Source organism: Dryocola boscaweniae (genome assembly GCF_025215095.1).
Classification (GTDB): Bacteria; Pseudomonadota; Gammaproteobacteria; order Enterobacterales; family Enterobacteriaceae; genus Dryocola; species Dryocola boscaweniae.
On the sequence record NZ_JALHAP010000077.1, the window covers coordinates 283,378 to 303,618 of the forward strand.

At 53.0% G+C, this 20,241-nt stretch carries 23 protein-coding genes; 14 read left to right on the forward strand and 9 right to left on the reverse strand.

The genetic code is table 11. The features are described 5' to 3' along the window. Positions 1-53 precede the first annotated feature (53 nt). From sdaA to pabB, 3 genes are all read right to left on the reverse strand, one after another. Complete coding sequence (sdaA, locus tag MUA00_RS10985; protein ID WP_271122875.1) at positions 54-1,418, reverse strand: L-serine ammonia-lyase; 1,365 nt, start codon at positions 1,416-1,418, stop codon at positions 54-56. Between the two features lie 200 nt (positions 1,419-1,618). Continuing rightward, the gene (locus tag MUA00_RS10990; RefSeq protein ID WP_271122874.1) at positions 1,619-2,197 is read right to left on the reverse strand and encodes a CoA pyrophosphatase; all 579 of its coding nucleotides are present in this window, start codon (positions 2,195-2,197) and stop codon (positions 1,619-1,621) included. Positions 2,198-2,200: 3 nt separating this feature from the next. Then, positions 2,201-3,562: an aminodeoxychorismate synthase component 1 gene (gene pabB, locus MUA00_RS10995; protein ID WP_271122873.1), complete on the reverse strand. Its 1,362-nt coding sequence runs from the start codon at positions 3,560-3,562 to the stop codon at positions 2,201-2,203. Between the two features lie 110 nt (positions 3,563-3,672). Between pabB and MUA00_RS11000 the strand changes: the two genes are divergently transcribed. Beyond that, complete coding sequence (locus MUA00_RS11000; protein WP_271122872.1) at positions 3,673-3,918, forward strand: YoaH family protein; 246 nt, start codon at positions 3,673-3,675, stop codon at positions 3,916-3,918. A 142-nt stretch (positions 3,919-4,060) separates the two neighbouring features. Here MUA00_RS11000 and MUA00_RS11005 read toward each other — a convergent pair whose 3' ends face one another. Further along, on the reverse strand, positions 4,061-4,405 hold the full coding sequence (locus MUA00_RS11005) for a RidA family protein (RefSeq protein WP_271122871.1): 345 nt from the start codon (positions 4,403-4,405) through the stop codon (positions 4,061-4,063). A gap of 128 nt (positions 4,406-4,533) precedes the next feature. On the opposite strand from MUA00_RS11005, the gene MUA00_RS11010 reads away from it, so the two are divergent. The 5 genes from MUA00_RS11010 (at position 4,534) to rnd (ending at position 11,095) form a co-directional block, all read left to right on the forward strand. Beyond that, positions 4,534-6,444, forward strand: a complete 1,911-nt coding sequence (locus MUA00_RS11010) for an ATP-dependent DNA helicase (RefSeq protein WP_271122870.1) — start codon at positions 4,534-4,536, stop codon at positions 6,442-6,444. An 82-nt stretch (positions 6,445-6,526) separates the two neighbouring features. Beyond that, positions 6,527-7,222 carry a tRNA (adenosine(37)-N6)-threonylcarbamoyltransferase complex dimerization subunit type 1 TsaB gene (gene tsaB, locus MUA00_RS11015; protein WP_271122869.1) on the forward strand — a complete coding sequence of 232 codons (696 nt, stop codon included), beginning with the start codon at positions 6,527-6,529 and terminating at the stop codon, positions 7,220-7,222. A gap of 46 nt (positions 7,223-7,268) precedes the next feature. Continuing rightward, the gene (locus tag MUA00_RS11020) at positions 7,269-7,865 is read left to right on the forward strand and encodes a Slp family lipoprotein (protein WP_271122868.1); all 597 of its coding nucleotides are present in this window, start codon (positions 7,269-7,271) and stop codon (positions 7,863-7,865) included. A gap of 203 nt (positions 7,866-8,068) precedes the next feature. Beyond that, on the forward strand, positions 8,069-9,748 hold the full coding sequence (gene fadD, locus MUA00_RS11025) for a long-chain-fatty-acid--CoA ligase FadD (protein WP_271122867.1): 1,680 nt from the start codon (positions 8,069-8,071) through the stop codon (positions 9,746-9,748). Between the two features lie 237 nt (positions 9,749-9,985). Next, the gene (rnd, locus tag MUA00_RS11030) at positions 9,986-11,095 is read left to right on the forward strand and encodes a ribonuclease D (protein WP_271122866.1); all 1,110 of its coding nucleotides are present in this window, start codon (positions 9,986-9,988) and stop codon (positions 11,093-11,095) included. Positions 11,096-11,247: 152 nt separating this feature from the next. On the opposite strand, the gene minE is transcribed toward rnd, so the two are convergent. Genes minE through minC form a run of 3 tightly spaced genes read right to left on the reverse strand, consistent with a single transcriptional unit; the run spans position 11,248 to position 13,074 of the window. After that, complete coding sequence (gene minE, locus MUA00_RS11035; protein ID WP_271122865.1) at positions 11,248-11,523, reverse strand: cell division topological specificity factor MinE; 276 nt, start codon at positions 11,521-11,523, stop codon at positions 11,248-11,250. A gap of 3 nt (positions 11,524-11,526) precedes the next feature. Continuing rightward, entirely contained in the window at positions 11,527-12,339 is an 813-nt protein-coding gene (gene minD, locus MUA00_RS11040; RefSeq protein ID WP_167607724.1) for a septum site-determining protein MinD, read from the reverse strand. Positions 12,340-12,363: 24 nt separating this feature from the next. Then, positions 12,364-13,074, reverse strand: a complete 711-nt coding sequence (gene minC, locus MUA00_RS11045; RefSeq protein WP_271123092.1) for a septum site-determining protein MinC — start codon at positions 13,072-13,074, stop codon at positions 12,364-12,366. A gap of 127 nt (positions 13,075-13,201) precedes the next feature. Here minC and MUA00_RS11050 point away from each other — a divergent pair, with 127 nt between their 5' ends. From MUA00_RS11050 to MUA00_RS11075, 6 genes are all read left to right on the forward strand, one after another. Then, positions 13,202-13,477, forward strand: a complete 276-nt coding sequence (locus MUA00_RS11050; RefSeq protein ID WP_271122864.1) for a YcgL domain-containing protein — start codon at positions 13,202-13,204, stop codon at positions 13,475-13,477. 76 nt (positions 13,478-13,553) lie between these two features. Next, positions 13,554-14,621, forward strand: a complete 1,068-nt coding sequence (locus MUA00_RS11055) for a lytic murein transglycosylase (RefSeq protein WP_271122863.1) — start codon at positions 13,554-13,556, stop codon at positions 14,619-14,621. 108 nt (positions 14,622-14,729) lie between these two features. Further along, entirely contained in the window at positions 14,730-15,389 is a 660-nt protein-coding gene (locus tag MUA00_RS11060; protein ID WP_271122862.1) for a fumarylacetoacetate hydrolase family protein, read from the forward strand. A 105-nt stretch (positions 15,390-15,494) separates the two neighbouring features. After that, positions 15,495-15,941, forward strand: a complete 447-nt coding sequence (locus tag MUA00_RS11065) for a YcgN family cysteine cluster protein (RefSeq protein ID WP_271122861.1) — start codon at positions 15,495-15,497, stop codon at positions 15,939-15,941. A 94-nt stretch (positions 15,942-16,035) separates the two neighbouring features. Then, positions 16,036-16,212, forward strand: coding sequence for a cold shock small protein YmcF (gene ymcF, locus MUA00_RS21400; RefSeq protein ID WP_456298737.1), 177 nt, complete (start codon positions 16,036-16,038; stop codon positions 16,210-16,212). Positions 16,213-16,282: 70 nt separating this feature from the next. Next, positions 16,283-16,519, forward strand: a complete 237-nt coding sequence (locus MUA00_RS11075) for a putative hemolysin (protein WP_271122860.1) — start codon at positions 16,283-16,285, stop codon at positions 16,517-16,519. A gap of 52 nt (positions 16,520-16,571) precedes the next feature. On the opposite strand, the gene dsbB is transcribed toward MUA00_RS11075, so the two are convergent. Both dsbB and nhaB read right to left on the reverse strand, forming a co-directional pair. Continuing rightward, positions 16,572-17,102: a disulfide bond formation protein DsbB gene (gene dsbB, locus MUA00_RS11080; RefSeq protein ID WP_271122859.1), complete on the reverse strand. Its 531-nt coding sequence runs from the start codon at positions 17,100-17,102 to the stop codon at positions 16,572-16,574. Between the two features lie 144 nt (positions 17,103-17,246). Continuing rightward, positions 17,247-18,812: a Na(+)/H(+) antiporter NhaB gene (gene nhaB, locus MUA00_RS11085; protein WP_271122858.1), complete on the reverse strand. Its 1,566-nt coding sequence runs from the start codon at positions 18,810-18,812 to the stop codon at positions 17,247-17,249. Positions 18,813-19,038: 226 nt separating this feature from the next. On the opposite strand from nhaB, the gene fadR reads away from it, so the two are divergent. After that, the gene (gene fadR, locus MUA00_RS11090) at positions 19,039-19,758 is read left to right on the forward strand and encodes a fatty acid metabolism transcriptional regulator FadR (RefSeq protein ID WP_271122857.1); all 720 of its coding nucleotides are present in this window, start codon (positions 19,039-19,041) and stop codon (positions 19,756-19,758) included. A gap of 284 nt (positions 19,759-20,042) precedes the next feature. Next, the coding region (locus MUA00_RS11095) for a hypothetical protein (protein ID WP_456298736.1) at positions 20,043-20,241 on the forward strand (199 nt) is incomplete at its 3' end.

The following is a 20,241-nucleotide window of genomic DNA, read 5'->3' on the forward strand; positions in this document are numbered from 1 at the left end:
ATTAGCGCAGCTTATTTAAAGCAAAAACGGCGCCTGAAAGGCGCCGTGGGAGGTCAGTCACACTGAACTTTTATTGCCAGTCCGCCGCGCGAGGTTTCGCGGTATTTAGCATTCATATCTTTACCCGTTTCATACATCGTCTCGATAACCTTATCGAGAGAAACGCGAGGCTCGCTGGTGCGGCGCATCGCCATGCGGGTTGCGTTAATCGCTTTTACTGACGCAATCGCGTTACGTTCGATACAGGGCACCTGCACCTGGCCTGCAACCGGGTCGCAGGTTAAACCGAGGTTATGTTCCATGCCGATTTCTGCGGCGACGCAAACCTGCTCCGGGCTTGCGCCTAAAATTTCGGCAAGGCCAGCCGCAGCCATTGAACAAGCCACGCCTACTTCGCCCTGGCAGCCTACTTCAGCGCCGGAAATAGACGCGTTCATTTTATACAGCGCGCCGATTGCGCCCGAAGCCAGGAAATAACGGATCCAGGTATCTGGGCTGACTGGCTCAATAAAATGATCGTAGTAGGCAAGAACCGCCGGAACAATACCGCAGGCTCCGTTAGTTGGCGCAGTAACCACGCGTCCGCCGGCGGCGTTCTCTTCGTTAACCGCCAGAGCGAACATGTTGACCCAGTCCACCACGTTCATCGGATCGTGAGAAAGTTTGTCGCTTGAAACCAGCATACGACGCAGCGCAGAGGCACGACGCGGCACGCGAAGCGGGCCTGGCAACACGCCTTCGGTATTCACGCCGCGGTCGATACAGGCGCGCATGGTGCTCCACACGTTGGCGAAATATTCTTCAATTTCTTTGCGGCTGTGCAGCGCCAGTTCGTTCTGCATGATCACGCCAGAAAGCGACATGCCGGTGTCTTTACAGTGCTGGAGCATTTCCTGCGCTGAGTTGAACGAGTAAGGCACGACGATTTCATCGACGGCGTCTTTGCCAAAATGCTCTTCATCAACGATAAAACCGCCGCCGATGGAGTAATAGGTTTTGGTGAAAATCTCTTTGTCACCGCTATAGGCGTGGATTGTCATGCCGTTTTCATGCAGCGGCAGGTTATCGCTGCTAAAGCGCATGCCGTTATCTTTTGGGAAATCGACTTCATGGCGGCCCTGCGCCAGCCACAAACGGCCGCGCGCTTCAACGTCGCGGATAAACCCTGGAATAGAGTCGATATCAACGGTGTCCGGCTGGTTGCCCGCCAGACCCATAATAATAGCGATATCCGTGTGGTGGCCTTTGCCGGTTAAAGACAGCGAACCGTAGACATCCACCGCGACACGCGTGGTGCTCTCAAGCAGTCCTTTTTCGACCAGCGAGTCGACAAACTGCTTACCGGCTTTCATCGGCCCGACGGTATGGGAACTGGATGGCCCAATGCCGACTTTGAACATGTCGAAAATGCTAATCACACTAAAACTCCTCTGAGGCACCGCGTTCGTAAAATATGATGCTAAAAAATGGCTGGTCGCTAGTTTAAAAATTTATTGCTTACCTGAGTAAACTATTCACATGAATTAAACTAATGATTAATGATAAAACACCTAATATCAGCCGTTTCATAGCAAGACTCTCTGTTAAATATAGCCTCTTTGGAAGAATTAAAGGGTGATCAAGGTTCCACACCTATCTGTAAAGCCAGCTCGCGGATAATGCCTGCGGTCATGCCCCAGACAAAATAGTGCTGATACCAGGAAAGCCAGACGCGATGAGCATTGCCCCGGCGATGAATATCCAGCGGATGATAGCGGCCCAGGCTCAGCGCTTCCATTAACGGCATTTCAAATACGGCAGACACTTCGTCTTCGCTTGCGTGGTAGGGCAAATTTGCAGGAATAATGCCGACAACGGGCGTGACCTGAAAGCCCGTCACGCTGTCTACCGGCGGGAGGATGCCGATAATTTCTACTGAGTCGGGCGGAATAGCGACCTCTTCATGCGCTTCGCGCAGGGCCGCTGCGATAAGCGAGGCGTCCGTGCTGTCTACGGCTCCGCCGGGAAACGCAACCTGGCCGGGATGCTTGCGAAGCAGGGACGAGCGCTGCGTCAGAAGCAGGCCCGGCTGTGGACGACGCACAATCGGCACCAGCACGGCGGCCTGGCGTTTATTGCCGCTCATGCGTGCGTTGGCGGGTTGTAACATCTGGAAGCGCGATAAAAAGTCATTTAGCGTCAGGGACGGGCCGGACATGCATCAGTTCTCCAGAATGGGAAGGATACGGTTAACTTTATCAAAAGTTTCCTGATATTCAGCCGCTTCAGTGCTGTCGGCAACAATACCTCCGCCGGCGGAGCAATACAGCCTGCCGTCTTCCGCGATAATGGTGCGGATGGTAATGCTGGTATCCATATTGCCGCAGAAACTGATGTAGCCAATGCTACCGCACCAGGCATTGCGGCGCTGCGGCTCAAGCTCTTCGATAATTTCCATCGCTCGCACTTTGGGTGCGCCGGTAATTGACCCGCCGGGGAAGCTTGCGCGCAACAAGTCCGTGGCTTGCAGCGTTTCAGGAAGAGTCGCCGTAATAGTGCTGACGAGATGATGCACTGCCGGGAAGGGCTCAACCACAAACAGTTCCGGTACGCGCACGCTTCCGGGAACCGCGACCCGGCCAATGTCGTTGCGCAGCAAATCGACAATCATCAGATTTTCAGCGCGATCTTTGGGGGAGCTGGCAAGTTTCCCGGCCTGCTTCGCATCTTCAAGCGGATCGGCAAGACGTGGCAGGGTGCCTTTTATCGGGCGAGTCTGGATTTTTTTACCTTCCAGCAAAATGAACCTCTCCGGGGAAAGGCTTAAAATCGCGCTGTCCGGCAGGCGAATAAAGGCGCTGAAAGGCGCACGGTTGGCTGCGTTAAGTTTTTGGAACGCTTGCCATTCATCCCCGACGTAAGAAGCGCTGAAACGCTGGGCAAGGTTAACCTGATAACAATCGCCGCTCAGAAGATATTCCTGTACCTGGCGGAAATTACGTCCATACTGCTCGCGCGTCATGTTGGATTGCCATGAGCTTGTCAGGCGGAAAGGTTCGTGAACCGGCGCAGACAATGATTCCAGCCACTCTAAGCGTGCAGAAATGTCGTCCCAGCTCAGCAGCGTAAGCCGCCGTTGATGATGATCGGCAATCAGCGCCCAGTCGTAAATCCCCACGGCCATATCCGGCGTGCGCACTGAGGCTTGCGCCAGAAGCGGGATTTTTTCAAAATGTCGGCCCAGGTCGTATCCAAATAATCCCAGAGCGCCGCCCAGAAAAGGCAGCTCCGGATGGGATTGCGGCGCAAGCCCAAAACTGTCCAGCGTCTGTTGCAGTAAAGTCAGCGGATCGTCCCGGTGCTCTGTCGTTAAGCCATCGACCGCACGCGCTGTTTGTGCGCCACAGGTCACCAGCGTGGCGCGGGGTTGGGCGACCAGAATGTCAAAACGGTTGTGGGGATGGTCGGCGAACCCCGAATGCAGCAGCATCGCCCAGGGTTCATCGGCAAGGGTTGCAAAGTAATGTTGAACAGCATCTGGCTGCCAGGGAAGAGTGCGAAAAGCGGGAGTTTGCGACGTCATAACCACAACCTGAAACAAAAGCCGCCAGCCTGCCACAAAATCCACTTACAGGCATCAACTGATGCGGCGTGAAATATAATTAACCTAAAGCAATGTAACAGGAGTCTACGATGATTTCAGGTTTACCAGCACTGTCCCACGAACAGCAGCAGCAGGCTGTCGAGCGTATTCAGGAACTGATGTCGCAGGGAATGAGTAGCGGAGAAGCCATTACTGTCGTGGCGGCGGAGATCCGCGCATCCCATACCGGGGAAATGATCGTCGCCCGTTTTGAAGATGAAGACGAAGAAGAGCAAGCTCAGGAGTACCAGGAAGATCGTGGTTATGGGCCGGACGAAGAGCAAGAAGACGACTAACTTTTGCGGTGGATGGCGCTGACGCTTATCCACCCTACAAGGTTTGCCCATAAGCACGATATTAGGGGAAACCTGGGGTTAGGTTCCCGGAGGGACGCCTCACCCCAGGGTCGCCCCGGGTATTTCAATCATCACGCTGGATTCACACCGCCGCGATAATTTTAATCTCTATCTTATAACGCGGATTCATCAGTTTCGCCTGTACGGTGCAGCGTACGGGCGCTTGTCCCGCCACCACCCACTCATCCCAGGCTTTATTCATCGCTGCGAAGTCGGCGGCATCGGGTAAAAAAATAGTCGCATCCAGAATGCGTGTCTTATCGCTGTCCAGTTCCGCCAGCAGGGCATCAATCTGCGCAAGCGTATTGGCAGTTTGCTCATAGGCATCCGCATCCAGGTTTTCCGGCACGCCGGTGTAGTAAAGCGTCTGGTTATGGATAACCGCATCGGACATACGCGCTTCTGGTTTTACACGCACAATACTCATGACATTTTCCTTATCAACTTACTTAATGATGCCGACAGCCTGCCATAATCACAGGCTCGCTTCCACCAGCTCGCTGGATTAACGCCGCCGGGGCTGACATAATCGCGGGCATAAATCCTGGGGGTAATGTGACGGACGATTTTGCAGTAGACGGTCAGCTCGCTCTGGCGATACCTGGTTTTAAACCGCGTGAACCGCAGCGCGAGATGGCGCAGGCCGTAGCCAAAGCCATTGCCGATGGGCGCGAACTGGTGGTTGAAGCGGGAACAGGCACAGGAAAAACCTATGCTTACCTCGCACCGGCACTGCGTTCCGGCAAAAAGGTGATTATTTCCACCGGTTCGAAGGCGCTTCAGGATCAGCTTTATTCCCGCGATTTACCCACCGTTGCTAAAGCCCTTGATTTTAAAGGGCGTCTTGCGCTGCTGAAAGGGCGCTCAAACTATCTCTGCCTGGAGCGACTTGAACAGCAAGCGTTGGCTGGCGGAGATTTGCCTGTGCAAACGTTAAGCGAAGTGATCCAGTTGCGCAGTTGGGCTATCGAAGCCGTTGACGGCGATATCAGCAACTGCACTAACGTGGCGGAAGACTCTTCCGTCTGGCCGCTGGTCACCAGCACCAACGATAACTGTCTCGGCCAGGATTGCCCGCTGTATAAAGATTGCTTCGTCGTTAAAGCCCGTAAAAAGGCGATGGATGCGGACGTGGTGGTGGTTAACCATCATCTGTTTCTTGCCGATATGGTGGTCAAAGAGAGCGGCTTCGCGGAGCTTATTCCGGAAGCCGAAGTCATGATCTTCGATGAAGCCCACCAAATACCGGATATTGCCAGCCAGTATTTCGGCCAGTCGGTCTCCAGCCGTCAGCTATTGGATTTAGCGAAAGATATTTCCATTGCTTACCGCACCGAAGTGCGCGACGCCCAGCAGCTACAGAAAAGCGCCGACCGCCTGGCGCAAAGCACGCAGGATTTCCGTCTGCAGCTTGGCGATCCGGGCTATCGCGGCAATCTGCGTGAACTGCTCGCTCAGCCAGCTATTCAGCGCGCTTTGTTATTGTTAGATGATGCGCTGGAACTTTGTTATGACGTGGCGAAGCTTTCGCTTGGCCGCTCGGCGCTGCTGGATGCCGCCTTTGAGCGGGCGGTAATTTACCGTAGCCGTATTAAACGTCTGAAAGACGTGGACCAACCGGGCTACAGCTACTGGTATGAGTGCAACTCCCGCAACTTTACGCTGGCGCTCACGCCGCTATCGGTCGCCGATAAATTCAAAGAGGTGATTGCGCAGAAAAAAGGCACGTGGATATTCACCTCCGCGACGCTTTCGGTGAACGATAGGCTTAGCCACTTCACCGACCGCCTGGGCATTGATAACGCCGAGACGATGCTGCTGGCGAGCCCGTTTGACTACGCCACCCAGGCGCTGCTCTGCGTGCCGCGCGGCCTGCCGACACCAAACCAGCCCCATGCGGCCCGCCATCTGGCAAAAATGCTCCAGCCGTTGATTGAAGCCAACAACGGCCGCTGTTTTATGCTTTGCACCTCTCATTCCATGATGCGTGAGCTGGCTGAACAGTTCAGGGCCAACATGACGTTGCCGGTTTTATTGCAGGGGGAAACCAGCAAAGGCCAACTGCTCGAGCAGTTTGTCAGCGCCGGCAATGCGTTGCTGGTGGCAACCAGCAGTTTCTGGGAAGGGGTGGACGTGCGTGGCGACGCGCTCTCGCTGGTCATCATTGATAAGCTGCCGTTTACTTCGCCGGATGACCCATTGCTTAAAGCACGAATGGAAGATTGCCGCATTCGCGGCGGCGATCCTTTTGATGATGTTCAGCTTCCCGATGCGGTTATTACCCTTAAGCAGGGCGTTGGCCGCCTGATTCGCGACGTGGATGACCGCGGCGTGCTGGTTATCTGCGACAACCGCCTGGTGATGCGTCCTTATGGCGCGGTATTCCTCAATAGCCTGCCGCCAACGCCGCGCACGCGGGATATAAATCGGGCAGTCGAGTTCCTTAACTCCCCACCGACGCAGTAATTTGTGCCAGGCTATGGTATGATGCGCGCCGATTTTTGACCTTATTTATTACCTTAGATTCTCGCCAGAGGTTGGCCAGTCCATGCGAATTTTAGCCATCGATACCGCGACAGAAGCCTGTTCGGTTGCCCTGTATAACGACGGCACAGCCTGTGCCCATTTCGAACTTTGCCCGCGCGAACATACCCAACGTATTTTGCCTATGGTGCGGGACATCCTGAACCAGGGCGAGCTTTCTTTGTCTGAGCTTAACGCGCTTGCCTACGGGCGAGGGCCGGGCAGCTTTACCGGCGTGCGTATTGGTATTGGCATTGCGCAGGGGCTGGCTCTGGGCGCTGAGCTGCCGATGATCGGTGTTTCAACGCTTGCGACAATGGCGCAGGGCGCATGGCGTCTGACCGGCGCAACGCGCGTGCTGGCCGCTATCGATGCGCGCATGGGCGAAGTCTACTGGGCCGAATATCAGCGGGACGAGCAGGGCGCGTGGCACGGCGAAGAAACCGAAGCGGTCTTAAAGCCAGATGCGGTTGCCGAACGTTTGAAGCAGCTTGATGGCGACTGGGCTACAGTCGGTACAGGCTGGCAGGCATGGCCCGATCTGGCCATCAATAGCGGCGTTGTTGTGCGTGACGGGCAGATTTCTCTCCCCACGGCTGAAGATATGTTGCCGCTGGCGATTCAGGCGTTTAAGGCGAACCGCACCGTAGCTGTTGAACATGCGGAGCCGGTCTATCTGCGCAACGAAGTGACATGGAAGAAACTTCCCGGCAAAGAGTGATACTCAGCGTTACCAGGGCGCGTAACGCAGTATAAGGAGATGGGGTATGGCAGATTGTAATGTCAGGAAGTACGGCGGCATATTGACCATCGTCGCCACGCTGCTGCTGAGCGGTTGTGTGACGGTGCCGGATGCCATCAAAGGCACCAGCGCAACGCCACAGCAGAATCTGGTTCAGGTGATGAACGCGCCGGAGCTGTACGTTGGCCAGGAAGCGCGTTTTGGCGGGCGAGTGGTCAATATCGATAACCGGCAGGGCAAAACTCGGCTGGAAATCGCTACGGTGAGCCTTGATGAAGGCGCTCGTCCTCAACTGGGCGAACCTTCGAAAGGACGCATCTATGCAGATGTGAATGGCTTCCTCGATCCGGTCGATTTCCGGGGACAACTGGTAACGGTTGTCGGGCCTATTATGGGAACAGTCGAAGGCAAAGTAGGCGAAACGCCGTATAAATTTCTGGTGGTGCAGGCCAACGGTTATAAACGCTGGCGCGTTACTCAGCAGGTTGTCATGCCTCCACAACCTATCGATCCCTGGTTCTGGGGCGGGCCTTACCCGTATCGCGGTCATTATGGCATGTGGGGCGGAGCAGGCTGGTATAGCCCGGGCCCCGCGCAGGTACAGACCATCGTAACCGAATAACCTATTGTTTTACCGTTAATTTTAAACAGCGGCTTCGCCGCTGTTTATTTTTGTCCAGGACGGATGAAAAAAAAGAGTGATGCGCTTCGCAACCTTAAATCAGCTTAATTCTTAAACTGGTACGCTGAGTTAATATTATGTTAACGATGTGTATATTGATTGGGGTTGTGATGACGACAAATAATAAATTCAGAGGTGAATCCTTGAAGAAGGTTTGGCTTAACCGCTACCCGGCCGACGTTGCGGCTGAGATTAATCCCGATCGTTATCAATCCCTGGTTGATATGTTTGAGCAGGCGACAGCGCGCTATGCGGATCAGCCCGCGTTCGTCAATATGGGCGAAGTAATGACTTTCCGTAAGCTGGAAGAGCGCAGCCGCGCTTTTGCAGCTTACCTGCAACAGGGGCTTGGCCTGCAAAAAGGCGACCGCGTGGCATTAATGATGCCAAACCTGCTGCAATACCCGGTTGCGCTGTTCGGTATTTTACGTGCGGGCATGGTAGTCGTTAACGTCAATCCCCTTTATACCCCACGCGAGCTGGAGCATCAGCTCAACGACAGCGGCGCGAGCGCCATTGTCATCGTTTCGAACTTTGCCCATACGCTGGAAAAAGTCGTCGAAAAAACCCAGGTAAAGCACGTTATTCTGACCCGCATGGGCGACCAGCTCTCGGCGGCAAAAGGGACGGTGGTTAACTTTGTCGTTAAATACATTAAACGACTGGTGCCGAAATACCATCTGCCGGACGCCATCTCGTTTCGCAGCGCGCTGCATAACGGCTACCGTATGCAGTACATCAAACCGGAAGTTATCAATACCGATCTGGCGTTCCTGCAATATACCGGCGGCACAACTGGCGTGGCGAAAGGAGCAATGCTGACCCACCGCAACATGCTGGCAAATCTGGAGCAGGTAAGAGCGGCTTACAGCCCGCTGCTGTTCGAGCGTAAAGAGCTGGTGGTGACTGCGTTACCGCTCTATCACATCTTCGCGTTGACCATGAACTGCCTGCTGTTTATCGATCTGGGCGGTCAGAACCTGCTTATCACCAACCCGCGCGATATTCCGGGCCTGGTTAAAGAGTTGAGCAAATATAAATTTACGGCAATGACCGGCGTGAACACGCTGTTCAACGCTTTGCTCAATAATAAAGAGTTCCAGCAGCTCGACTTCTCAAGCCTGCATCTTTCCGCAGGCGGCGGCATGCCGGTGCAGCACGTCGTGGCGGAGCGCTGGGTTAAGCTGACCGGTCGTTATCTGCTGGAAGGCTACGGCCTGACGGAATGCGCGCCGCTTGTTAGCGCTAATCCGCATGATATTGACCGTCACACCGGCAGTATCGGCCTGCCTGTTCCTTCCACCGAAGTGAAAATTATTGACGACGAAGGTAACGAAGTGCCGTCAGGCGAACCGGGCGAGCTGTGCGTGAAAGGCCCGCAGGTTATGCTGGGCTACTGGCAGCGGCCGGATGCGACAGACGAAATAATGCAGAATGGCTGGTTGCGCACGGGCGATATCGCAACGATGGACGAAGAGGGCTTTATGCGTATCGTCGATCGTAAAAAAGATATGATCCTCGTGTCCGGCTTCAATGTGTATCCAAACGAAATTGAAGACGTGGTTATGCAGCACCCGGGCGTGCTTGAAGTCGCCGCCGTGGGCGTACCTGGCGGGGCAAGCGGCGAAACCGTGAAAATTTTTGTGGTCAAGAAAGAGCCGTCCCTTAGCGAAGAGGCCCTGGTGATATTCTGCCGCCGCCATCTTACCGGTTATAAGGTGCCTAAGCTGATTGAGTTCCGCGAAGAGCTGCCAAAATCCAACGTCGGCAAAATTTTACGACGAGAACTACGTGACGAAGTAGCCAGGACCGATCAACAATAACGCCCGGGATCCGGATCAGTCGCCCCAAAGCCGGTACTACCGGCTTTTTATATCGCTGACAAACAGCTAAAACGTGGTTTCCGGCCGTTTGGGGCAAATCAGACGATCTCATTCTTTGTTTTTACTAGTGCTGTTAGGTACTGTTAAGAACAGTGAATTTATTCAGCGTTCTGAAACGCCGGTAATCCGGCGTTTTTTATGGGCGCAAACCTAAGAGAACCGAATTTGACTTACCATATGATTACTACTGATGAAGCGCTGGCTGCGGTCTGCCTGGCCGCTCGTCAGGTGCCCGCTCTGGCGCTGGACACCGAATTTGTCCGCACGCGTACATACTACCCACAGCTTGGCCTGATTCAGTTGTATGACGGCACGCAGATTTCCCTTATCGATCCGTTGACCATTACCGACTGGTCGCCGTTTAAAGCGCTGTTGCAAGACAGCAAGGTGATTAAGTTTCTGCACGCCGGTAGCGAAGATCTGGAAGTATTTCTGAATACGTTTGGCACGCTGCCGGATCCGTTTATCGATACCCAGATCCTTGCGGCTTTCAGCGGACGCCCGCTTTCCTGCGGCTTTGCCACTATTGTGGAAGCGTACACAGGCATCGCGCTGGATAAAAGCGAATCACGTACCGACTGGTTGGCGCGTCCACTGACCGAACGTCAGTGCGAATACGCTGCGGCAGATGTGTTCTACCTGCTGCCTATCGCGCACAAGCTTATGGAAGAAACCGAAGCCGCGGGCTGGATGAAAGCGGCGCTGGACGAATGCAATCTTATGGCGAATCGCCGTCAGGAAGTTCTCGATCCGGAAGAGGCGTGGCGTGAAATCGGCAATGCATGGCAGTTGCGAACCCGTCAGCTTGCCTGCCTGAAGAAACTGGCATCCTGGCGCCTGCGCAAAGCGCGTGAGCGTGATATGGCCGTCAACTTTGTCGTACGTGAAGAGCACCTCTGGCAGGTCGCGCGCTACATGCCGGGTTCGTTGGGCGAATTAGATCAGCTTGGCCTGAGCGGTAGCGAAATTCGCTTTCACGGCAAAACGCTGTTGGCATTGGTCGCCGAGGCCGAAGCGCTGCCGGAAGAGCAATGGCCGGCACCGCTAAGCAATCTGGTGGATATGCCGGGCTATCGTAAAGTGTTTAAAGCTATTAAGGCATTAGTTCAGGAAGTCAGCGAAACCAGTGGTTTAAGTGCGGAGCTGCTTGCTTCGCGTCGCCAGATTAACCAGTTGCTCAACTGGCACTGGCAATTAAAAACCAGGACAACGGCCCCGGAATTAATCAGCGGCTGGCGTGGCGAATTATTGAATGACAAGCTTAAGACGCTGCTGGCGGATTATTAATAATCCGCAAAATGCCTGTAAATAAATACAGGGAAGGCGGCTGAAATAAGAAAAAGATGAAAGGCTATTTAAAAATAGCCTGCTCATAAATAACGCGAGACTAAAGCAGATAAAATAAACCCCCTGATTAAAGCAGGGGGTTTTTATTTTAATCAGGCAGACTTTGGCGTTTCCTGAGTCTCGGGTAACGTAACGTTAAGTTCCAGAACAGAAATATCATCGCCTTTCTGATCGAGAACAACGGTCAACATGTCCGGATCGATTTGCACATATTTGCAAATCACTTCCAGGATATCGCGTTTTAACTGCGGCAAATAGTGCGGTTCACGGTCGCCGCGACGGCGCTCCGCGACGATAATCTGCAGTCGCTCTTTAGCGATGTTAGCGGTGTTCTTTTTCCGTGAGAGAAAAAAGTCTAGTAATGCCATAACTTATCCTCCGAACAAGCGTTTGAGGAAACCTTTCTTCTCTTCTTCAATGAAGCGGAAAGGACGTTCTTCTCCGAGAAGGCGTTCAACGGTATCTGCATAGGCCTGGCCTGCGTCTGCTTCAGCATCCAGGATAACGGGCTCACCCTGGTTTGAGGCGCGCAGCACCGATTGATCTTCCGGGATCACACCCACAAGAGGAATACGCAGAATTTCTAATACGTCTTCCATGCTCAACATGTCGCCGCGATTTACGCGGCCCGGGTTGTAGCGGGTGAGCAGCAGGTGCTCTTTAATCGGGTCTTCGCCGTTTTCAGCGCGACGGGATTTGGAAGACAAAATGCCGAGGATACGGTCTGAGTCACGTACCGAAGAGACTTCCGGGTTGGTGGTGATAATGGCTTCATCGGCGAAGTACAGCGCCATCAGCGCACCGGTTTCGATACCGGCAGGGGAATCGCAGACGATGAACTCGAAGTCCATGTTTTTCAGATCGTCGAGCACCTTGGCCACGCCTTCGCGTGTCAGCGCATCTTTATCGCGGGTTTGTGATGCCGGCAGAATATAGAGCTGCTCGGTACGTTTATCGCGGATAAGGGCCTGATTCAGCGTCGCATCGCCCTGAATCACGTTAACAAAATCGTAGACCACCCGGCGTTCGCAACCCATGATCAAATCCAGGTTACGCAGGCCGATATCAAAATCGATAACGACGGTTTTTCTTCCCTTCTGGGCCAAACCCGTAGCGATGGCCGCGCTGGACGTGGTCTTACCGACGCCCCCTTTACCCGATGTAACAACAATAATGCGTGCCATAAAGGAATTCCTTGTTAAAAGGGCTTAATTCAAAGGTTGAACGGAGAGAATGTCGCCTGCGAGACGCAGGCGTGCCGCTTTCCCATAATAATCAGCTGGTATTTGATCACTCAGCCAGTATTCACCCGCTATTGAGACCAGCTCAGCTACCAGGTTTGTACAAAATATTTGTGCATCACGATCGCCGCTGGCGCCTGCCAGGGCCCGGCCGCGCATCATGCCGTAGATATGAATATTACCATCGGCAATCAGTTCCGCACCGGCGCTGACGTGATTGGTGACAATCAAATCACAATGCGGCGCATAAATGCGCTGCCCGGAACGCACCGGCGTATCAATTAAACGCGTTTTTGTGATCGGCGTAACAATTGGCTCGACCACGCTTACCGGTTCTGCTTCATTAATCTTGACGGCGCGGGAAGCTTTCTCTTTCCCTTCCGTCAGCAGCGGCAGTCCGGAACGTTCAATTTGAAGCTTCAACGCTTCATCTTTACAACCGCTGATACCGACCACGCGAAGACCGGAAGAAGCTACCGCTTGCTGAATTTTCTTCCAGTTTACGGAACCATCGAGGCTGGCAACGTTTACAACAACCGGGGCATTTTTAAGGAACGCTGGCGCCTGGGAAACTTTATCCTGAAGGGCCTGGCGAATGACCTCGGGTTGAGCATCATGCAAATGAACCACTGATAAGGTAAAACTGCTGCCTTTTAACTCGATTGGCGTGTTTGACATCCTGGCCTTACTCAATTCAGTTTCAATCCCCACGGCTTGTGGGACGATATTCCGAAGTACATTAAGCATGGTATAGTCACCGGTATATTCAGGCAAGCCACCATCCGGCGAAAATAGAGTAAAAAAAATGTTTTGTGTGATCTACAGAAGTAGCAAGCGTGACCAGACTTATCTTTATGTCGAAAAAAAAGACGATTTCTCTCGCGTACCTGAAGAATTGATGAAAGGTTTCGGCGAACCAAAACTGGCGATGATATTACCGCTCGATGGCAGTAAAAAACTGGCGAATGCAGATTTCGATAAAGTAAAACAGGCGCTCAAAGATGAAGGTTATTATTTGCAACTGCCTCCGCCGCCGGAAAGTTTGTTAAAAATGCATCTGGAAAAAAGTCCGAAAAAATAAGTTTCGGACAAGCGGTAAATCTTTCCTATACATAAAGGAGGAACATAACGGCAGCAAACTAATCGTGAGAGGGTAGATGAATACTTCAGCAATCTGTTTAACCGTCAGCACGTTACTTCTTGCCAGCTGTGCCGCAAAATCTCCCAGCGCGGAGGCCGTAACACCCGCAGCGCCTCCCGCTGCCGCTCAGCCTAAGGCATCTTCCACCCCAACAACCCTTGCTGAACAGGGACGCGACCCCGCAGAGTTTCCCGCTTATGTGGAAGCGTTAAAGCAGCAAGCCCGCAGCCAGGGCATCAGCGACGCCACCATTACAGCCGCGTTCGCCAACGTCCATTTTGTTGACCGGGTCATCAAATCTGACCAGAACCAGCTTGAGAAAAAAGTCACCCTGGATGATTACCTGGCGCGCGTCATTACTCCTGCGAAAATTGAGCAGGCACGAGCGCTTTATCAACAATATCAACCGCAGCTTACATCTGTGAGCGCACGAACCGGCGTGCAGAGTAATTACATCGTTGCGCTATGGGCCATGGAGAGTAACTTCGGCAAAATTCAGGGCAAGGAAGACATTGTTTCGGCGCTCTCAACGCTTGCCTTTGAGGGGCGACGTGAAGCCTTCTTTACCAAAGAGCTGATGGCCTCGCTAAAAATCCTCGATCGGGGCCACGTCAGCGCGGATGAATTAAAAGGTTCCTGGGCAGGCGCGATGGGGCAGAATCAATTTATGCCGAGCTCCTATTTACGCTACGGGAAAGACGGCGACGGTGACGGAAAAATTGATATCTGGTCTAACACCAGCGACGTTTTCGCCTCAACGGCAAACTATCTTGCGACTGAAGGATGGGAAGCGGGCGGGGCATGGGGAACGGAAGTGAGGTTGCCTGAAGGATTTAACACCGGACTTGCCGGCACCAAAACGGCTCAGGGCAAAACGGTTTCGCAATGGCAAAAGCTGGGCGTTACATTACCGGATGGGTTAGAGCTGCCAGCGTCAACCCAACGAGCCTGGATAGTCACGCCAGACGATAACCAGGGTCGATCGTTTTTGGTCTACAACAACTTCAGAACTATCATGCGCTGGAATCGCTCGTACTACTTTGCCATCAGCATCGGTACGATGGCTGATGCTATCGCTAAGTAAAATATTGCACGATAAACAATCGCTCAATAAGGCTCGCTCCCCGGTATTCACCGGGGATTTTTTTCTCTAGTATCAAATGCAGTTAACACAACGACGCAGAGGAAAGGCATGTATCAACATCATAACTGGCAGGGCGCGCTGCTGGATTTTCCGGTCAGCAAAGTAGTGTGCGTGGGCAGTAACTACGCAAAGCATATCAAAGAGATGGGCAGCGCCACGCCGGAAGAGCCGGTGCTGTTTATTAAACCTGAAAGCGCGCTGTGCGATATTCGCCAGCCGCTGGCGTTGCCGCAGGGGCTGGGCTCCGTGCATCATGAAGTCGAGCTGGCAATTTTAATTGGTTCCACGCTCAAACAGGCGACGGAAGAACACGTAGCCAAAGCGATAGCCGGTTACGGTGTGGCGCTGGATCTGACCTTGCGAGATTTGCAGGGCAAGCTGAAGAAAGCCGGGCAGCCGTGGGAAAAAGCGAAAGGCTTTGATAACTCCTGTCCAATTTCCGGCTTTATCCCGACCGCTGAATTTGCAGCCGATCCGCAAAACACAGGGATTGCCCTGAAAGTGAATGGCGAGATTCGCCAGCAGGGTTCAACCGCCGACATGATCCACAAGATCGTTCCGCTGATAGCCTACATGAGCCGCTTCTTTACCCTGCGTGCGGGCGATGTGATTCTGACCGGCACTCCGGAAGGCGTAGGTCCACTGGCAAGCGGCGATAATCTGGAAGTGAGTTTCGACGGACGCAGCCTTTCTACCCGCGTGTTATAAAGCCCGCGTACTATAATGAAATTGCCGCCCCAGGGCGGCAATACTTGCATCTTTAATCCCCAGCGTTTATAAGGTGCAGCTTGTTTTTCAAATGCGGGCACCAACATGACACAGGCACCTTTTTGGCAGAGTAAAACACTCGACGAAATGAGCGATGCGGAGTGGGAATCACTTTGCGACGGCTGCGGTCAGTGCTGCCTGCATAAGCTGATGGATGAGGACACGGACGAAATTTATTTCACCAACGTCGCGTGCAAACAGCTAAATATCAAAACCTGTCAGTGCAAAAATTATGAGCGCCGTTTTGAATATGAGCCAGACTGCATCAAGCTTACGCGCGACAATCTGCCTACTTTCGAATGGTTGCCGCATACCTGCGCGTATCGTCTGTTGGCTGAAGGGAAGGGCTTGCCGGACTGGCACCCGCTTCTAAGCGGCTCAAAAGCTGCGATGCACGGCGAACGCATCTCCGTGCGCCATATCGCCGTGAAAGAGTCCGAAGTACGTGACTGGCAGGACCATATTTTAAACAAACCTGAGTGGGCAGACTGATCCACCAGCATTGTGAAAATATACAAAAATAAATCGTACAAAGTGAAATCTTTATGATACGGTGTACTCTCTATAACAAGAAAAGAAGGTTTTTATCCAGTACTTAACATTTAAGTGTCCGTCATGTGGCGGTTCACAGTATCGCACCTCCCCCTACGATGTCCGAGAAACAAATCCCCATGGCGCTGTTTGTATTTTCTGTAAATCAGAAATGCATGCTCTGCATCGTCCGATGAGTGCGATTCATCAATATAACGTAGCTGCTCGCTAAGAGCTTATCCGCTGGTTTTGCTTTCCCCACTTCCGCACTGTTAACATTCAGCCTCCATAACGGAGGAACAATGAAAAAAATAACACTACTGCTCGGGGCGTTCATTTTCAGCGGCTGTTCGTCGCCTGAACCCACTGCACCCAAACCGCCTGAGGTTATCGGCATGCCGAACCCGGCATCGGTTTACTGCAAGGAAAAGGGGGGCGAACTGAGAAAGGTGAAAACGGATCTGGACGAGCGCGGTGATTGTATATTGCCGAGCGGTGAACGGATTGATCAGTGGAAGCTTTATCGACGCGACCATTAATAAAAAAACCCGCCAAGGCGGGTTTTTGCTTTCTGGCTCCTGAAACGGGTCATTAGCGGCTAAAGAGATCGCGTCGTTTCGGTTTGAACGGCTGTGCAATCAGCACCAGCACGGCAATAATCAGGAATACAGCGAAAATGCCTAACAGCCATTGCACCATATCGAGGGACAAGAATTCCCACTGACGCACGGAGCAATCGCCGGTAGCAACAAATACCGAAGGCAGCCACTTGTCCAGCGGCAGCCAGGACGGGAAGCGGGCTGCAAAATCACAGGTGACGAAAGGGGAAGGGTGCAACTGCAGCATGGTATGATCCCACGCCAGTTGAACGCCTTTACCCGCGCTATACAGCCAGATGGCTAACGCGCCGTAGCGTAACGGCGATTTAGGCGCGATAGCACCGACAATTCCCGCGCCCATAATCCCAAACAGGGCGCAACGTTCATAAATACACATAACACACGGCTTCAGCAGCATCACGTGCTGGAACCACAATGCCACCATTTCCAGAGCAAAAGCGGTAACAGCCAGTAACAGCCAGGCCCCACGCCCACGTGAACATTGGTTTAAATATCGCAACATAATCAGTTTCCCTGCAATTTGCGGTGATTCGGCAGTGTAAACGAATTCGGTTTTTGCGCCAGTAGCAGCGCAAAAAATATGTGATTATTCGATATTAATCAGAAGAATAATCCCTGAGGGCAGCGAACTGCCCATAAAATTACGTCAGTGCGCAAGCCCGTTTGCGACCGGCGTAGAAATCCACTCGGCCTGAAGCATCCACTCTGTCGCCGGTACCAGCGTAAACTCAACGCACAGCAGCCCAACTAACGTCAGCACCAGCGTATACGGCAGCGCCATCAGCACCATGCGGCCATATGAGAGTCGAATTAACGGCGCAAGGGTTGAAGTGAGCAGGAACAGGAATGCCGCCTGGCCATTCGGGGTGGCAACCGAGGGCAGGTTAGTCCCCGTGTTAATGGCGACCGCCAGCAGCTCAAACTGCTTCAGATCGATGATGCCGTTTTCCATCGCGGTTTTGGCTTCGCTGATATAAACCGTGCCGACAAACACGTTGTCGGAAATGGACGACAGCACGCCGTTAAAGAGATAGAACAAAGAGAGCTGGGCGTGAGGCTCCGCCTGCAACACAAAATGAATCACCGGCGCAAAAAGCTGCTGGTCGATAATTACCGCGACTACAGCGAAAAACACCGTCAGCAGCGCGGTAAACGGCAGCGCTTCGTTAAAGGCTTTACCGATAGCATGTTCATCCGTCACGCCACACAACGAAGTGGTAAAGATAATCACGGACAGACCAATCAGCCCAACCTCAGCCAGGTGCAGTGCCAGCGCCACAACCAGCCAGACGCCGATGATTGCCTGCACCGCCAGCTTAACGTTGTCCTGTTTGCTACGTTTTTGAGCGCTTTTAGTATCAAAATCTTGCAGAATGCCTCGCACTTTTTCCGGCAACGGCGCGCCGTAACCGAGAATTTTGCTGTACTCGAGCAATACGCAGGTCAGCAGCCCACAAATAAGGACCGGTACGGATACGGGAGACATGCGCAGGAAGAAATCGCCAAAATGCCAGCCTGCGTTTTTGGCAATAATCAGGTTCTGCGGCTCGCCTACCATAGTCATTACGCCGCCAAGAGCAGTACCTACGCCGGCGTGCATCATCAGGCTGCGCAAGAAGGCCCGGAACTGTTCGAGGATAGAGCGATTGTCGCTTTCTATGTGGCTGTCGTCCTGGATGTCTCTCTCATCGTTGCCCTCAGATGCAACCCGATGATAAATCCCGTAAAAACCGACCGCCACGCTTATTACTACGGCGACAACCGTTAACGCGTCAAGGAAGGCGGAAAGAAACGCCGCGGCAAGACAAAATGCCAGCGAGAGCAGAATTTTGGAACGAATTCCCAGCAGCAGCTTGGTGAAGACCAGCAGCAACAACTGCTTCATAAAATAGATGCCGGCCACCATAAAAATAAGCAGCAGCAGAACTTCGAGGTTGCTCGCGATTTCTTCACGTACGTGTTCCGCGCTGGTCATGCCGACCAGCACCGCTTCTATGGCGAGCAGGCCGCCGGGCAGAAGGGGATAGCATTTTAGCGCCATGGCGAGGGTGAAAATAAATTCAGCCACCACCATCCAGCCTGCGACAAAGGGGCTAACGAACCAAAAAACCAGTGGATTAATCACCAGAAAGCAAAGGATTGTTAATTTATACCAGTCGGGGGACTGGCCTAAAAAATTGCGATAAAGGGCACGGCCAGTGGACATTTCCATGGTGAAGTAATCATTCTCCGAAAGATTATTGTGACGAGTACGACAGTTGCTTTCAGGTTACTCGCGCCCCGCCTGACGATCAAGGCACAGGAAATATTACGTGCGTCGCTATTTCAGAAAATTTAAACATCAATCCCGCAAATGGCGGTTTGGCCTGCTATCTGGAGCGTGGAGCATCTGGTATGATGAGCCAAATTTGCTAAACCTGTGTAATGGAAATCATACTATGGTCATTAAGGCGCAGAGCCCAGCGGGTTTCGCGGAAGAATACATCATTGAAAGCATCTGGAATAGCCGCTTCCCCCCGGGTTCCATTTTGCCTGCTGAACGCGAACTGTCCGAGCTGATTGGCGTCACCCGCACTACGCTGCGTGAAGTGCTTCAGCGCCTGGCGCGCGATGGCTGGTTGACTATTCAGCACGGTAAGCCAACCAAAGTGAACAATTTTTGGGAAACTTCAGGATTAAACATTCTGGAAACCTTGGCTCGCCTCGACCACGACAGCGTGCCGCAGCTTATTGATAATCTGTTATCCGTACGTACGAACATCGCGACCATCTTTATCCGCACGGCAATTCGCCAGCATCCGGAAAAAGCACAGGAAGTGTTGGCGACAGCAGAACGTGTAGAAGATCACGCTGACGCCTTTGCCGATCTCGATTACAGCATCTTCCGTGGCCTTGCGTTTGCCTCCGGCAATCCGATTTACGGTTTGATTTTAAACGGCATGAAAGGGCTGTATACCCGTATCGGCCGTCATTATTTCTCAAGTCCGGAAGCGCGTAGCCTGGCGTTAGGTTTCTACCATCGCCTGGGTACCATTTGTAAAGAAGGCTTGTACGATCAGGTGTTTGATACCGTCCGTACCTATGGGCGTGAAAGCGGGGAAATCTGGCATCGCATGCAGAAAAACCTGCCGGGCGACCTGGCGATGCACAGCCGTTAACCCTTTTGTTGTCACCTCTAAACCACCTCCTGGGGAGGTGGTGATTGATTTTTTCAACTTTCGCAGTGCTGTTCAGAACCTCTTCCCTGGGGGTTATTTTTAACGCCATTAGAATTATCTCAAATCATTGCCTGCGTGTTGCTGCCTTCCGTTAACTGTGATTAATCTTATATCCATTTCAGAATATACCAGACTGTGAATATTTATTAACAGCCTGTCCGGTGCCTGTTGCGTTCAGGGAAAGCACCGCCGCATCGCGTCTGTTATTTAAGGGACAAAAGATTATGGATAATCGCCACCCCGCTTCCTTCCGTCGCCGCTTCCTGAGCTATCTCATCAGTGCCCTGATTGCCGGGCAGCCTGTTTTTCCGGCTTTTGCGGCCACCACGCCCGCAAACAACGCCACGCAGATGGACAGGGCGGCAAACGGCGTGCCGGTGGTGAATATCGCCACGCCGAACGGGGCGGGGATTTCCCATAATC

Coding starts and splice junctions, on each gene's coding strand:
- MUA00_RS10990 (WP_271122874.1), bottom strand. CDS start 2,197: ATGTCCGGCCCGTCCCTGACGCTAAATGACTTTTTATCGCGCTTCCAG.
- pabB (WP_271122873.1), bottom strand. CDS start 3,562: ATGACGTCGCAAACTCCCGCTTTTCGCACTCTTCCCTGGCAGCCAGAT.
- MUA00_RS11000 (WP_271122872.1), top strand. CDS start 3,673: ATGATTTCAGGTTTACCAGCACTGTCCCACGAACAGCAGCAGCAGGCT.
- MUA00_RS11005 (WP_271122871.1), bottom strand. CDS start 4,405: ATGAGTATTGTGCGTGTAAAACCAGAAGCGCGTATGTCCGATGCGGTT.
- tsaB (WP_271122869.1), top strand. CDS start 6,527: ATGCGAATTTTAGCCATCGATACCGCGACAGAAGCCTGTTCGGTTGCC.
- MUA00_RS11020 (WP_271122868.1), top strand. CDS start 7,269: ATGGCAGATTGTAATGTCAGGAAGTACGGCGGCATATTGACCATCGTC.
- rnd (WP_271122866.1), top strand. CDS start 9,986: ATGATTACTACTGATGAAGCGCTGGCTGCGGTCTGCCTGGCCGCTCGT.
- minE (WP_271122865.1), bottom strand. CDS start 11,523: ATGGCATTACTAGACTTTTTTCTCTCACGGAAAAAGAACACCGCTAAC.
- minD (WP_167607724.1), bottom strand. CDS start 12,339: ATGGCACGCATTATTGTTGTTACATCGGGTAAAGGGGGCGTCGGTAAG.
- minC (WP_271123092.1), bottom strand. CDS start 13,074: ATGTCAAACACGCCAATCGAGTTAAAAGGCAGCAGTTTTACCTTATCA.
- MUA00_RS11050 (WP_271122864.1), top strand. CDS start 13,202: ATGTTTTGTGTGATCTACAGAAGTAGCAAGCGTGACCAGACTTATCTT.
- MUA00_RS11055 (WP_271122863.1), top strand. CDS start 13,554: ATGAATACTTCAGCAATCTGTTTAACCGTCAGCACGTTACTTCTTGCC.
- MUA00_RS11060 (WP_271122862.1), top strand. CDS start 14,730: ATGTATCAACATCATAACTGGCAGGGCGCGCTGCTGGATTTTCCGGTC.
- MUA00_RS11065 (WP_271122861.1), top strand. CDS start 15,495: ATGACACAGGCACCTTTTTGGCAGAGTAAAACACTCGACGAAATGAGC.
- MUA00_RS11075 (WP_271122860.1), top strand. CDS start 16,283: ATGAAAAAAATAACACTACTGCTCGGGGCGTTCATTTTCAGCGGCTGT.
- dsbB (WP_271122859.1), bottom strand. CDS start 17,102: ATGTTGCGATATTTAAACCAATGTTCACGTGGGCGTGGGGCCTGGCTG.
- nhaB (WP_271122858.1), bottom strand. CDS start 18,812: ATGGAAATGTCCACTGGCCGTGCCCTTTATCGCAATTTTTTAGGCCAG.
- fadR (WP_271122857.1), top strand. CDS start 19,039: ATGGTCATTAAGGCGCAGAGCCCAGCGGGTTTCGCGGAAGAATACATC.